This window comes from Acinetobacter sp. S40 (genome assembly GCF_016624705.1).
In the GTDB taxonomy this organism is placed as follows: Bacteria; Pseudomonadota; Gammaproteobacteria; order Pseudomonadales; family Moraxellaceae; genus Acinetobacter.
Window position 1 is genome coordinate 32095 of sequence record NZ_JACVTU010000005.1, and the last position, 13739, is coordinate 45833.

A 13739-nucleotide genomic window follows, 5' to 3' on the forward strand; every position below is an offset into this window, starting at 1 on the left:
TTCTTACTCCACAATGTACCGGCCACGTTCGGCAACGGCAGATTTCACTAAGTCAACGAATGCATCAATCGACATAGTACCTAAATTTTTTCCTGAGCGAGTACGAACATTAACAGTACCTTCCTCAACCTCACGGTCACCTAATACTAAAAGGTACGGAATACGCTCAAGTGTACGCTCACGAATCTTAAAGCCGATTTTCTCATTTCTCAAGTCAGAAATCGCTCGAAGACCATTTTCTTTGAGTTTTGCCACTACCTGCTCACACGCTTGAGCTTGTGAATCAGTAATATTCATCACGCAAGCTTGCACAGGTGATAACCACGGTGGCATAAAACCCGCATAGTGTTCAATAAGTATACCAATAAAACGCTCAAAACTGCCAAGTATTGCGCGATGCAACATTACAGGCTGATCACGTTCATTGTCTTCTGTCACAAATGAAGCATCCAGACGTTCCGGTAAATTAAAATCACACTGAATCGTACCGCATTGCCATACACGACCTAAACAGTCTTTCAATGAAAATTCAATTTTTGGACCATAGAATGCACCTTCACCTGGCTGCAATTCCCAATCAAGCCCAGCTGCATCCAAAGCATCTGCCAATGATTTTTCGGCAAGATCCCAAAGTGCGTCTTCTCCCACCCGTTTTTCTGGGCGAGTCGAAAGCTTCATTTGCACATCTTCAAAACCGAAGTCTTTATAGACATCCAGAGTTAATTGAATAAAGTCAGCAACCTCTTTTCCAATCTGTTCCTTGGTACAGAAAATATGCGCATCATCTTGGGTAAAGCCGCGTACACGCATAATACCATGTAAAGAGCCTGATGGCTCATTACGGTGACATGAACCAAACTCGGCCAAACGAATAGGTAAATCACGGTATGATTTTAAACCTTGATTAAAGACTTGCACATGGCAAGGACAGTTCATAGGCTTAACAGCATAATTACGGTTTTCTGAATGGGTCGTAAACATGTTTTCAGCATAGTTTGCTGCATGTCCTGATTTTTCCCACAGACTAAAATCAACAATTTGTGGTGTCTTGATTTCCTGATAGCCATTATCTTGCTGAACTTTACGCATGTATTGTTCAAGAACTTGATAAATGGTCCAGCCATTTGCATGCCAGAATACCATACCTGGTGCTTCTTCTTGCATATGAAACAGATCAAGCGCCTTACCAATTTTACGATGATCGCGTTTTTCCGCTTCTTCAATACGTTTGATATAAGCTGCCAGTTCTTTTTTATCAGACCAAGCTGTTCCATAAATACGCTGCAATTGCTCATTTTTAGCATCACCGCGCCAATAGGCACCAGAGATTTTGGTCAGTTTAAAGTTTTTCAAGAACTTGGTATTTGGCACGTGGGGCCCACGGCACATATCAACATAGTCCTGATGATAATACAGCCCCATCGCTGTTTCATCTGGCATATCATCAATCAAACGCAATTTATAAGTTTCACCACGGGATTGAAACTCTTTAATTACCTCGGCACGTGGTGTCATTTTTTTAATGACATCATAGTCCTGATCAATCAACTGTTTCATACGTGCTTCAATCGCCGCCATATCATCTAAAGTAAATGGCTTTGGACTAAAGATATCGTAATAGAACCCTTCCTCAATGACTGGGCCAATCACCATTTGTACTTCAGGAAACAATTGCTTGACTGCATGTCCGACCAAATGCGCACAAGAGTGACGAATAATTTCAACGCCTTCAGGGTCTTTAGGAGTAATAATTTGGACGGTTGCGTCTTCGGTGATTAAGTCACATGCATCTACTAGGCGATCATTGACACGACCAGCAACGGTATTTTTTGCAAGACCCGGCCCAATACTTTGCGCGACTTGCATAACAGAAACAGCTTGATCAAATGATTTTTGATCGCCATTTGGCAATGTGATAATTGGCATAAGAAAATCCTTAAGGAGTGATGCCCCGCACAATGGAGCATATCACCGCGAGATTATGATCGAGGAAAACCTCAAAATATAAAAACGGTGGGTAAAATAAAAAGTAGACAGAATTTTACACGTGTTAGCAGCGAGAGAAAACAATCTGAATTAAAAAAAACCAAGATTCTCAATTCTTTCCTCAATTATGCCGTATTAGATGGGGGCAAAAGTAGGATTTACAAGCTCAGCGAAGATTCACACCCTAAGAGTGGGCATATAGCTACAACAAAAGCACACCCAAAAGACTTTATTTCCTTGTTAAATTGAATACGGGTTAATATCCCTTTAAGACTAAAGCCTAAATGCGTTGCTCAAATTAAATCCATATCTTTAAGTAATAGCAATTAAAACAATGACACGGAGTCAAGCCATGCATGCTTATAATGAGCTACCAAAAACGGCAGCCAATTTTGTCGCTCTTTCCCCTTTGCGCTATCTAGAACGTGCAGCTTATATTTATCCAGATCAGGCAGCCATCATTCACGGTGCACGCAGGTTATCATGGAAACAGACTTACCAGCGTTGCTGCCAGTTTGCGCATGCATTACAAAAGCTTGGAATTCAAAAAAATGATACTGTTTCGGTATTACTACCGAATATTCCTGCGATGATTGAAGCACATTTTGCGGTCCCAATGGCAGGTGCAGTACTTAATACCCTGAATACCCGGCTTGATGCAAAAACTATCGCATTTATGCTGGAGCACGCAGAAACTAAAGTTTTACTAGTCGACCCTGAGTTTGCGATTATTGCTCAGGAAGCCCTGGCACTGGTTTCGCAGCAGATTTTTGTGATTGATGTTGCTGATCTCGAATATGAATCTGAACTTTCCAACCCTATTGGTCAAATTGAATATGAAACATGGCTCAGTCAAGGCGACACACATTTTGAATGGTCACTGCCAAATGATGAATGGGATGCGATTAGCCTGAATTATACTTCTGGTACAACTGGCAATCCTAAAGGCGTAGTTTATCATCATCGTGGTGCCTATTTAAATGCAGCAAGTAATATCATTGCCTGCGGTATGACGCCACGAGCTAATTATTTATGGACGTTGCCGCTCTTCCACTGTAATGGTTGGTGTTTTGCATGGACCATTGCAGCAAATGGTGGTACCAATGTCTGTTTACGTAAAGTTGATCCTGAACTGGTATTTCAGCTTATTGCTCAACATAAAGTAGATTATTTTTGCGGTGCCCCCATCGTACTGTCCATGCTGATTAATACACCTAAAGATAAGCAACTTCGTTTTGATCATCGGGTTGAAGTCATGGTTGCAGGTGCAGCACCACCCGCCGCAATTATTGAAGGTATGCGTCATATTGGCATCAATGTTACCCATGTGTATGGACTAACTGAGACCTACGGACCTTCTGCACTTTGTGCTTCTCAGGCAGGTTGGAATGATCTTTCAATTCAGGAACAAGCCCAGCTACACTCACGCCAAGGCGTACCTTACCCTTTACAGGACAGTATGCGGGTGCTTAACCCTGAAACCATGCAACCCGTCCCTGCAGATGGAAAAACGCTGGGTGAAATTATGTTCCGCGGCAATATCGTAATGAAAGGTTACCTCAAAAATCCCAAAGCGACTGAAGAAGCCTTTGCAGGGGGATGGTTCCATAGTGGAGATCTAGCGGTTTGTCAGGCGGATGGTTATGCCAAAATTACTGACCGCGCTAAAGACGTGATTATTTCAGGCGGTGAAAACATTTCATCGCTCGAAGTTGAAGAAGTATTATATCAACATCCTGCTGTGATGACCGCCGCAGTAGTTGCCAAACCAGACCCACATTGGCAGGAAGTTCCATGTGCTTTTATTGAGCTAAAACAAGGAGCCAGTGTTACGACTGATGAATTGATTGCACATTGCCAACAACAATTAGCGCGTTTTAAAGTTCCTAAAGATATTGTGATTACTGAGATTCCAAAGACCTCAACAGGTAAATTACAAAAATTTATTTTACGTGACTGGGCTAAAGAGCGAGCTGTAGGTGAGTTTAATTAGATCCAATAAAAATGCCAGTCAATCATAGAATTGACTGGCATCACACCTATAATTTATAAATTTTAAATAAAGTAAAATCAATTATCTGATAATAAAGCTACTTGCTGTGCATAGTTAAAAAGCTTCAGTTTGGATGCTGCAAGCTCCTCTTCCCCCGCTGCTTGAGTAATATCTCTCTTAATTCGCAATACATGTTGGCGCAAAGTATGGCGTTCAGATGCATTATAAATCTTACTAAACTCATTAATAGCAGGATCGCCCTGTTCAATCATACGATCAACCCAGCGTTGTAATTGTGCCTGCTTTTTTAAACCTTGCTGCGGAGTCAAATAAGATAAAATTACAGTTTCATCTTCATTGCGTAATAACTTACCGACGCGTTGAAACTGACGACGACGGGCTTCAAACGAAGTGATCGTTTGTGCATCAAGCAACGCATCAATTAAACGCTCATCAACTGGTAGCTTCTGGATTTGTTTTGCTGAAAGTTCCGCAAGTTGCTCACCCAGTGCCGCCATACGCTGCACTGCTTTTTTCTGTTCAGTTTTACTTGCACGCCCTTCTAAAGAATCAAAATCTTCTTCACTGTAACGCTTATTGGGACGACGTGCCACGGTTAATCTGCCTCATAAAATTTTGCTGCGAATAATGCTTTGATTTCTTCTTCTGCTTTTTCAGCATCAGGTCCATCAATCACTAAACGCAAAGTGGTTCCCTTGCCAGCACCAAGCATGAGCAAGGACATAATATTTTTGGCATCAACGAGTTTATCGCCTTTACCAATCTGAATAGAAGATCGAAACTTAGTAGTGACTTCGATCAATTTCCCCGACGCACGTGCGTGTAGGCCAAGTTTATTAATTACATCAACTGTGCTGTCAATCATGACCAGTGCTTCATTTCTCTATGTAAGACCTGAATAGACCATTTTGCCTCAAGCGCCTTTTTTAGTCTATCTACAATATAAACCGAGCGATGTTGCCCGCCTGTACAACCAATCGAAATGGTCATGTAATGGCGGTGCCCCTCTGCAAACACAGGCAACCATTTATCTAAAAATTGATAGATATCGTTAAACATATCATTGGTTTGTGCACTTGCTTCCAAGAAATCCTGAACAGGTTTATCTAGTCCTGAAAATCTACGCAACTCCAAATCCCAGTGAGGATTAGGCAAATGCCGAACATCAAAGACATAGTCAGCATCTAGAGGAATACCGTGTTTATAACCAAATGATTGTAAAATCAAAATCAGTTGATCCGATTGCCCTAATTTTGAAAGCAAGGTGTGTTTAAGGTCATGCACACTTTTATCGGTTGTATCAATATGTACTGTGGAACGAAATTGAATCGGCATCAACAGTTGTTTTTCTTCCTGAATACATTCATTCAAACTTTTAAAACGGCTGGCCAATGGGTGTGGACGACGTGAGGAACTAAAACGGGCAATAAGTTCCTGATCTTGCGTGGTCAAATAAATTACATCGACAGAACCGTGTCGCTGTAATTGTTCAAACACTTGATCAAATTCCTGTAAATCGGCCCGCGTACTTCGAACATCCACTCCAAGCGCTAATTGTTCAAGATTATTTTCATGATCGAGCTTGGAGACAATTTCTGGCAACAATGCCAAAGGCAGGTTATCAATACAGTAGTAACCCAGATCTTCCAAAACCTGCAATGCGGAGGATTTACCAGATCCAGATTGCCCTGTGACGATAAGAATACGCTTCATGGCATGGCTGTCCTTTTAATATTATGCCTTAAATTGAACCTGTAAATTATCAATAAGACGCGTTGAACCTAACTTCGCAGCCGCAAACAAAACAATATCCTGATCAAATATTTCAACTGGCTGCAAATTCGGTTGACGTGCCTCGACATAGTCCACAACAAAGCCTGCATTTGTCAATTGCGCTCTGATAGTTTGTAGCACCTCAGCTAATGCAATACCTGCGTGCAGCTCTTTTTCTGCCTGTTTGAGTGACTGGTAAATAATGGGTGCTGTTTTACGTTGTTCTTCGGTTAGATAACTATTGCGTGAACTTAATGCCAGACCATCTTCAGCACGAGCGATAGACACACCAATCACTTCAACAGGAATGTTTAAATCTTTGACCAACTGACGAATGACAGCCAATTGCTGATAATCTTTTTGACCAAAAAAAGCAAAATTAGGCTGTACAATATTAAACAGTTTGGTTACAACCACTGCGACCCCATCAAAATGACCTGGTCGTGATTGACCACATAAATCATTGGTAATACCACCCACACTAATATTGGTCAGACGGGGTTGTTTACCATACATCTGATCGACAGTGGGTGCAAAAATAATGTCACACCCTACATCTGCCAATAAATGGCTGTCTTGCTCCAGCGTACGGGGATAGCTCTCAAAGTCTTCGCCTTCACCAAACTGGATTGGATTAACAAAAATACTGACTACGACCACATCGCAGAGTTTTTTTGCCTCACGCACCAGGTTCAGATGTCCTTGATGCAAATTCCCCATCGTTGGCACAAAACCAATACTTTTACGTGCAGCACGAGCAGCTTGTAAAGATGCCGCCAATCCCTGAATGGTTGTTTCTGTTTTCATGAGTTATAACTCGACCTGAAAAGTATGTTCTGCTGCCGGGAAAGATTGGTCTTGTACAGCTGCATGGTAAGCTTTAAACGCATCCACAATTGCAGTTTCACCTGATTGTTCCTTCATAAAATTGCGTACAAATCGTGCAACACGTCCGAACGTCAAACCCAGCATATCTTGTACAACCAATACCTGACCATCAGTTTGATTGCCTGCCCCGATCCCGATCACGGGTGTATCAGGAAATAGTTCAGCAATTTCCTGACCTAATTGTGCGGGTACACATTCCAGCAATAAAACCGCAGCTCCAGCATTTACCACCGCAGTACAGTCAGCAATCAGCTGATTCGCTGCTTCACGGGTTTTTGCTTGCAATTTATAACCACCAAACACATGGACTGATTGTGGCGTTAAACCCAAATGCACACAAACTGGAATACCATTTTGTGTCAAAACACGTACAGATTCACTCAGCCATGCGCCGCCTTCAATTTTGATCATTTGTGCACCAGCCTGCATGACTTTTTTAGCACTTTGCAAAGCATCATTTAAGGTCGCATAACTCATAAAAGGCAAATCGGTCATAATAAAGGCATGACTGTTACCACGGCGTACCGCTGCGGTATGATAAGCCATATCTTCCACCGTCACAGGCAAAGTAGAGTCGTGCCCTTGGATTGCCATTCCCAGAGAATCACCAATCAAAATTGAATCAATTTGAGCAAGTTCCATCGCTTTGGCCATGCTTGCATCGTAGCAGGTCAAGCAGGAAAACTTACGTCCTTCGCTTTTAAATTTTCTTAAGTCACTTAGACTAATCATCATGATGTCCTCTATCAACCTACCAAACTGGCAGATTATTTTTCAACCCAGTTACTATCCGCGACAACAGTTAAAGACGGATGTTTTACAAGCTCTAAATCTTTTAGCTTCTGACCTTTAACCACAAGGTCGGTATCAATATCAAGTAACGGTACAATGACAAAATCACGTTCAAGTAGTCCACTATGCGGCACAATCAAACGCTCATTCTGAATCTGCTCTTCAGCATAAATCAATAAATCAAGATCCAGAGTACGCTCACCCCAGCGGCGTAGACGCACTCTGCCCGCTTCTTGTTCAATAGCCTGTAATTGATCAAGTAGATCTAAAGGGGATAACAAGGTTATTAATTGCGCTGCCGCATTATAATAATGAGGTTGATCCTGCGGGCCCATGGGAGGGCTTTGGTAAAGTCGTGAAACCTCAACCTGTCCCAGATCCTTTAAGCGTTTGACCGCATATTGGAGAATCTGACGCGACTCTCCTAGATTACTTCCCATTCCAATATACGTGACAAAACTCATTGAGTCGGCCCAAAAACAACCTGACTTAAATCGCGTTTCACTCGTTTGCGTTTCATGATTGGCTGATCTGTGCTCATATTTTCAGATGCAGACTCAGAAATACGTCCAGCATTGTCCTTATTCCGTGTCTGATCACGGCGAGCGCGTCGGCTGCGTGGTTCTGGTACATTGACCAGCGGTTCAATTTCTGCAACGACCTCTTTCGACTCAACCCATTCTGTATTCTGCTTACGACGTGTTTTCGCACGCTGTCGATTATATTGGCTAATGGCAATTTCTTTTTCATCACTGGAAAGTGATTGATAATGATCCCACCACTGTCCCATACCTTGTGTTGAATCATCGCCAGATTTTTCACGGAGCAATAAAAAGTCAAAACCTGCACGAAAACGCGCATGTCCTGCCAATGCTTCGATTTGCTGCGGTTTAGGATTAAGCAAACGTACCTGCATTTCCCAAACTTCACGAATAAAGGTTTCTGCAAAACGTGGAATAACCGTACGAGTTGCCTGACGCTTAAGCACATCCAAGCCTGCCTGCGCACGAGCTTCAGCAGGAACAACACCTTTGGATTGATAAAAGTCACAACGTTCTAAAAAAGGTTTCCACAACAATACAGCATAGAAAAATGCAGGATTAATCGTTTTACCAATCTGAATCCGCTGATCAGTATTTTTCGCTGCGCGTTCAATAAATTTGCTGATATCAGGTTTAATATCTGCAAATAATTGCTTCCAGATATTAAACTCAATGAGCATGGGTAGAACACGAGCCAAATGCCCCATGGTAAAGAGTTTCTGCGATTCGTCATACAAACGGTGTGGTGATACATCACGCAAAAGCTGTGTCATTTCAACATCAAAGATTTTTAAGATGTCAGGATCAATATCAAAATTTAATTTAGCAGCAAAACGTAATGTACGCAGCATACGTACAGGATCTTCTTCAAAACGTTGTTTTGGATCACCCAATAGCCGAAGCGTTTTATTTTTTACATCAGAAATGGCATCACAAAAATCCAGCACGATGCCTTTACGCGGCTGATAATATAACGTATTGATCGAGAAATCACGTCGAGCAAAGTCTTGCTCAATGGTGCCCCAGTTATTATCACGCAGAATCATGCCAGAAGTACTAGTCACCGCTTTTTTCGGCGGAGCTCGGAACGTTGCAACTTCAATCAGCTCTCGTCCAGAATAGACATGTGCCAACTCAAAACGTCGTCCAATAATACGACAACGTCGTCCAAAAACTTCTTTCACCTGAGCAGGTGTGGCATTAGTGACGGCATCAAAATCTTTAGGATTCAGGCCTAACATTAGATCCCTGACTCCACCACCGACAATATAAGCCTCATAACCAGCTTTGGTCAGACTATCGATCACATCTAGGATAGAAGAAGGAAGTTGCGTTGTAGATAAACCACATTTTGACGCGCGCAAAGTTTGCAAAAGACGCTGTCTCCTACGTCTGAACGTAAATGATAAGATGCGCTAATCATATCTCTAACCCGACTAAAGGGCAATTTGATTCTCTCAATGATTAGGCACTTAGCTCACAAATCTTGTTAAACCTTTGGCATTATAAACGAAGACTTGATTTGTTTTTTTCAATAAATTTTGGCCCAATGCCTTTAATATTGAGCAAATCTTCTACCGTTTTAAATTGACCATTCTGGTTACGATAGTCCACGATTGCCTGCGCTTTTTTTACCCCAATGCCATTGAGTTGTTGGAGTTGCTGAGCCGTAGCAGTGTTAATATTAATCTTATTGCTCAAATTTTGAATCGTACTATTTTTAGAAGTACTATTTTTTGAGACATCTTTTTGTAAAGTAGGTTTTCCCAGATAATAGTCCGCTGAAGATGACGCACCTAAGCGCTGATCATGGGCTTGTTGCTGAGTTTTCCATGAGTGATAGGACTGATCAAATTGTTGCGCATAACTTAAACTTGAAAAAAAGCATAAAATACCTGCTTGTATCCAATATGCACAAAGCTGTCGTAGTGTAATCATATTATAAAGACCTAGATTTTAATTGTTGTTTCGCTTGATTCCAGAGCGAATCCATTTCTTGTAGACTCATATCTTCTAAAGTTTTTTGTTGTAAAGTTGCTTGTTGCTCAATATAAGCAAAACGTTGTCTAAACTTAAAAATCGTCCCCAAAAGTGCAGATTCGCTGGACAGACCAAGTTTACGCCCAACATTGACCAGAGAAAATAGGCAATCTCCAAATTCTTCATTTATTTCATCGAATTGTTGTGATTGAAGTGCGTGTTCCAATTCTCCCAGTTCCTCTTTCAATTTGCCATAAGCATCGTCAACTGTCTCAAAATCAAATCCCAATTTCGCTGCTTTCTTTTGAATCTCCTGTGCCTGATCGAGTCCAGAACCGTGTTTAACCTCATCTAAATGGGACTTTGGTTTATCTTTTTTTTCTTGTTGCTTAATGTCTTGCCATAGCTCATTTACTTCATCAGGACTTAAGGCCGAAAATTTTTCAGGCTGAAAAACATGGGGATGTCGGCGAATCATCTTTTCACTAATGGCATTAACCACATCCTGAAAATCAAAAGCACCTTGTTCACTATACATTTGTGCCTGAAAAACGACTTGCAACAGCAAGTCACCCAGTTCATCACGAATTTCATCGAGCTTGCCTTCACGAACCGCAGCTTCAACCTCATAAGCTTCTTCGATTGCATATTTGGTCAAACTTAATGGAGTTTGCTCACGATCCCACGGACATTTTTCACGTAACTCGCGCATGATATTTAATAGTTGTTCCATGTTTCATTCCTCGGCAGAGCATCGCAGTAGATTTATTTCGAAAGCAGATTTGTTATGATGTGAATAGAACGCATTAAAATCCGCGTCATTTTTTAACAAAAACAAATGAGAAAAATATGGCTCAAAGTATCCTGATTACAGGTGCAGCTCAAGGGATTGGAGCTGAAATTGCACGAACTTTTTATCAACAAGGCTACCTAGTGGGTATTTTTGATATTAATGAGATTCAGAGTCAAAAACTAGCTAAGGAATTAGGTCCACGCGCTTTTGCAGGCTATTTGAATGTCAGTGATTATGGTAACTGGCAAGCTGCCCTACAACAGTTTGTGCAGTGGGCTGGCGAATTAAATATTCTGGTGAATAATGCGGGTATTCTTTACTCAGGTGCATTTGAACAGACCCCAATAGAATCACATCAGCGAACCATCGATATTAATGTCAAAGGCGTGCTGAATGGTTGTCACGCCGCTTTGCCTTATTTAAAACAGACCTCTTTTGCCCGTATTATCAATCTGTCTTCGGCCTCTGCCATTTATGGGCAAGCAGATCTAAGCTCATATTCAGCTAGTAAATTTGCGGTACGAGGGCTGACTGAAGCTTTAGACGTCGAATGGCAAAAATATGGCATTCGGGTTTTAGATGTTATGCCATTATTTGTACAAACCGCGATGGTTAAAAATATGGATGCAGGCAGCATTCAAAATATGGGCGTAAATTTAAGTCCATCTGATGTTGCTGCACAAGTATTAAAGCTTGCACAACAGAAAGATCATTTTTTTCGAGTAACTCATACGCCCATTGGTTTAAAAGCTAAATTTTTGTATCAGTTGTCCGCCATAAGCCCACAATTTTTGAATCGTTTTAGCAACTTAATGATTAGTCGAAAAAAGAATGAATCTAGATAATAAACATTCTACGATTATCATTAATCCCATGTTTTAGGTAGAAGCTGGATTATTTGCTATAGTGCAATTTCAGCCTCAATACGCCTTTTATCATGCATTTCAATTCACGTTATCCTGACCTAAATCCAAAGCTTTATCATCAACAGGCACCTGTACCGCTTCAAGGTGCTACCGCAGGCCACTTTAATGCCGAGCTGGCTGATGATTTACAATGGTCTGAACAAGATAAACAGCGTTGGATTGACATCTGCAGCGGACAACAAACTTTTACTGAATTCCCGCCTTTGGCAATGGTCTATGCGGGCCACCAATTTGGGCAATGGGCGGGTCAACTGGGCGATGGTCGAGGCTTATTAATCGCACAAATACTAAATCATTCAGGCCAAACGATCGATTTACATTTAAAAGGGGCTGGTTTAACACCCTATTCACGTATGGGCGATGGGCGTGCGGTTTTACGTTCTGTTATTCGTGAATACTTAGCTGGACATGCTTTAAATAGTTTAAATATTCCATCAAGTAATGCAGTCGGGTTTACGACCTCTCGTCAGGGTATACAACGTGAAAAGTTGGAACAAGGGGCTATGTTATTACGCAGTTCGGATTGTCATATTCGTTTAGGGCATTTTGAATGGATCAATCAATACGCACCTGAATTACTCACAGAATTTACTCAAAAATGTATCGAATGGCATTATCCAGAAGCATTAGAAACTGAATACCCCGTCCTGACCTTTGCCCAAGGCGTAATTAAAAATACAGCAAAAATGATAGCACAATGGCAATTGGTTGGATTTGCTCATGGGGTTATGAATACAGATAATTTAAATATCACAGGTTCTACTTTAGATTTTGGTCCATACGGTTTTATGGAGCGGTTTCGCCCTAACTGGATCAACAACCATTCAGACCATCAAGGTCGTTATGCGTATCAAAACCAACCGAGCATCGCGCATTGGAACTTATGGATGTGGCTGAATAATTTGATTCCATTGGCAAAACCAGAAGATAAGGAAGCGTTTAAACAGCAATTGGCCGATTGTCTGGAACATTTTGAACCGACTTTTTTAGAAACTTATACCCAAGGTTTATGTAAAAAAATGGGGCTTCCGAATTTTCATAAGGATAGTTTCGATTGTGGTATGGCTTTTTTACGCATCCTCCAAAGTGAACAACTTGACTACACTCAAAGTTTTTTACGATTGCAAAATCAGCAATACAAGGCGCTTCGTGATGATTGCCTAGATATTCGACAGTTTGATGATTTTTTACAACTTTATCATGGTATTCGTGAACATCAGAATACCGAACAGCTCAATACCCAAATGCAAAAAGCCAATCCCATTTATATTCTAAGAAATCATATGGCGCAAAAAGCCATCGAGCAAGCTGAACAAGGTGACTTCAGTGAAGTCGAACGGTTATTTACTTTGCTTCGTCATCCGTTTACCTCACAACCTGAACTAGAACGGCCTGAAGATTTAGTACCCTTGCCAAATGATGTACCAGAAGTGATGGTAAGTTGTTCATCTTAAAGCATGAAGAATGAGCACAGTTATCCCCATTTTCTGTGGATAACACTGTGATTATCCACAGGATAACCTCAGAGCATCAACTCAGTTTAAACTCTGAAATCCACAATGGTTAAAACTTAACCAAAAAAATCGACTGAAAGAGCTCATCATGAACGCAGCAAAAATTCAGCAACTTGCTTTAAAAATTGCTTTAGAACAACCGGAAGCCGAGTTATCCCACCCTTTTGGGCCACAATGTAATGTAATTAAAGTCTTTGACAAAATGTTTATGCTGACGGGTGAAATCAATCAACAAAAATTCATAAATCTAAAAATTGAGCCAGATCAGGCAGAAGAACTTAAAGAATTATATCCCTCAATTAAAGCAGGCTATCACATGAATAAAAAACACTGGATCTCAATTTTTGAGGGTCAAAATATTGATGCAGAATTAATTCAAGACTTAGTCAAATCTTCTTATGTTTTGGTGGTCAGCAAACTTAATAAAACACAAAAAATGCGTTTAAAACTACAGTCTGGCTCATAGCCAGACTGTATTAAAAAGAGCAGTACTAAAGATTGAAATACTGCCCCATACGCTTTTATGTACGA

Annotated in this window: 14 protein-coding genes; 4 read left to right on the forward strand and 10 right to left on the reverse strand. The window is 41.0% G+C overall.

What is annotated here, in order from left to right:
- Positions 1 to 3: 3 nt before the first annotated feature.
- On the reverse strand, positions 4 to 1926 hold the full coding sequence (thrS, locus tag IAE19_RS08575) for a threonine--tRNA ligase (protein ID WP_200460529.1): 1923 nt from the start codon (positions 1924 to 1926) through the stop codon (positions 4 to 6).
- A 412-nt stretch (positions 1927 to 2338) separates the two neighbouring features.
- On the opposite strand from thrS, the gene IAE19_RS08580 reads away from it, so the two are divergent.
- Positions 2339 to 3979: an acyl-CoA synthetase gene (locus tag IAE19_RS08580; RefSeq protein WP_200460530.1), complete on the forward strand. Its 1641-nt coding sequence runs from the start codon at positions 2339 to 2341 to the stop codon at positions 3977 to 3979.
- A 77-nt stretch (positions 3980 to 4056) separates the two neighbouring features.
- Here the strand turns inward: IAE19_RS08580 and yjgA are convergent, their stop codons facing one another.
- From yjgA to mazG, 9 genes are all read right to left on the reverse strand, one after another.
- The gene (gene yjgA, locus IAE19_RS08585) at positions 4057 to 4593 is read right to left on the reverse strand and encodes a ribosome biogenesis factor YjgA (protein WP_200460531.1); all 537 of its coding nucleotides are present in this window, start codon (positions 4591 to 4593) and stop codon (positions 4057 to 4059) included.
- Positions 4594 to 4595: 2 nt separating this feature from the next.
- Entirely contained in the window at positions 4596 to 4865 is a 270-nt protein-coding gene (locus IAE19_RS08590; RefSeq protein WP_200460532.1) for an HPr family phosphocarrier protein, read from the reverse strand.
- Entirely contained in the window at positions 4862 to 5713 is an 852-nt protein-coding gene (rapZ, locus tag IAE19_RS08595; RefSeq protein ID WP_200460533.1) for an RNase adapter RapZ, read from the reverse strand. The genes IAE19_RS08590 and rapZ overlap by 4 nt, the downstream gene beginning before the upstream one ends.
- 21 nt (positions 5714 to 5734) lie before the next feature.
- Positions 5735 to 6580, reverse strand: coding sequence for a pantoate--beta-alanine ligase (panC, locus tag IAE19_RS08600; RefSeq protein ID WP_200460534.1), 846 nt, complete (start codon positions 6578 to 6580; stop codon positions 5735 to 5737).
- 3 nt (positions 6581 to 6583) lie between these two features.
- A complete protein-coding gene (panB, locus tag IAE19_RS08605) occupies positions 6584 to 7393 on the reverse strand; it encodes a 3-methyl-2-oxobutanoate hydroxymethyltransferase (protein WP_200460650.1) in 810 nt (269 codons plus the stop codon).
- Positions 7394 to 7428: 35 nt separating this feature from the next.
- Positions 7429 to 7917, reverse strand: a complete 489-nt coding sequence (gene folK / locus IAE19_RS08610) for a 2-amino-4-hydroxy-6-hydroxymethyldihydropteridine diphosphokinase (protein WP_200460535.1) — start codon at positions 7915 to 7917, stop codon at positions 7429 to 7431.
- On the reverse strand, positions 7914 to 9368 hold the full coding sequence (gene pcnB, locus IAE19_RS08615; protein ID WP_200460536.1) for a polynucleotide adenylyltransferase PcnB: 1455 nt from the start codon (positions 9366 to 9368) through the stop codon (positions 7914 to 7916). Before pcnB ends, folK begins: the two co-directional genes overlap by 4 nt.
- Before the next feature lie 130 nt (positions 9369 to 9498).
- The gene (locus tag IAE19_RS08620) at positions 9499 to 9933 is read right to left on the reverse strand and encodes a ComEA family DNA-binding protein (protein WP_200460537.1); all 435 of its coding nucleotides are present in this window, start codon (positions 9931 to 9933) and stop codon (positions 9499 to 9501) included.
- 1 nt (position 9934) lies between these two features.
- The gene (gene mazG / locus IAE19_RS08625; protein ID WP_200460538.1) at positions 9935 to 10708 is read right to left on the reverse strand and encodes a nucleoside triphosphate pyrophosphohydrolase; all 774 of its coding nucleotides are present in this window, start codon (positions 10706 to 10708) and stop codon (positions 9935 to 9937) included.
- 116 nt (positions 10709 to 10824) lie between these two features.
- Between mazG and IAE19_RS08630 the strand changes: the two genes are divergently transcribed.
- The 3 genes from IAE19_RS08630 (at position 10825) to IAE19_RS08640 (ending at position 13674) form a co-directional block, all read left to right on the forward strand.
- Positions 10825 to 11613 carry an SDR family oxidoreductase gene (locus IAE19_RS08630; RefSeq protein ID WP_200460539.1) on the forward strand — a complete coding sequence of 263 codons (789 nt, stop codon included), beginning with the start codon at positions 10825 to 10827 and terminating at the stop codon, positions 11611 to 11613.
- A gap of 92 nt (positions 11614 to 11705) precedes the next feature.
- Positions 11706 to 13148: a protein adenylyltransferase SelO gene (locus IAE19_RS08635; RefSeq protein WP_200460540.1), complete on the forward strand. Its 1443-nt coding sequence runs from the start codon at positions 11706 to 11708 to the stop codon at positions 13146 to 13148.
- 148 nt (positions 13149 to 13296) lie between these two features.
- Positions 13297 to 13674, forward strand: a complete 378-nt coding sequence (locus IAE19_RS08640; RefSeq protein ID WP_200460541.1) for an MmcQ/YjbR family DNA-binding protein — start codon at positions 13297 to 13299, stop codon at positions 13672 to 13674.
- The last annotated feature ends 65 nt before the right edge of the window (positions 13675 to 13739 follow it).

Coding starts and splice junctions, on each gene's coding strand:
- IAE19_RS08590 (WP_200460532.1), bottom strand. CDS start 4,865: ATGATTGACAGCACAGTTGATGTAATTAATAAACTTGGCCTACACGCA.
- thrS (WP_200460529.1), bottom strand. CDS start 1,926: ATGCCAATTATCACATTGCCAAATGGCGATCAAAAATCATTTGATCAA.
- IAE19_RS08635 (WP_200460540.1), top strand. CDS start 11,706: ATGCATTTCAATTCACGTTATCCTGACCTAAATCCAAAGCTTTATCAT.
- panB (WP_200460650.1), bottom strand. CDS start 7,393: ATGATTAGTCTAAGTGACTTAAGAAAATTTAAAAGCGAAGGACGTAAG.
- panC (WP_200460534.1), bottom strand. CDS start 6,580: ATGAAAACAGAAACAACCATTCAGGGATTGGCGGCATCTTTACAAGCT.
- folK (WP_200460535.1), bottom strand. CDS start 7,917: ATGAGTTTTGTCACGTATATTGGAATGGGAAGTAATCTAGGAGAGTCG.
- mazG (WP_200460538.1), bottom strand. CDS start 10,708: ATGGAACAACTATTAAATATCATGCGCGAGTTACGTGAAAAATGTCCG.
- IAE19_RS08580 (WP_200460530.1), top strand. CDS start 2,339: ATGCATGCTTATAATGAGCTACCAAAAACGGCAGCCAATTTTGTCGCT.
- IAE19_RS08620 (WP_200460537.1), bottom strand. CDS start 9,933: ATGATTACACTACGACAGCTTTGTGCATATTGGATACAAGCAGGTATT.
- IAE19_RS08630 (WP_200460539.1), top strand. CDS start 10,825: ATGGCTCAAAGTATCCTGATTACAGGTGCAGCTCAAGGGATTGGAGCT.
- IAE19_RS08640 (WP_200460541.1), top strand. CDS start 13,297: ATGAACGCAGCAAAAATTCAGCAACTTGCTTTAAAAATTGCTTTAGAA.
- rapZ (WP_200460533.1), bottom strand. CDS start 5,713: ATGAAGCGTATTCTTATCGTCACAGGGCAATCTGGATCTGGTAAATCC.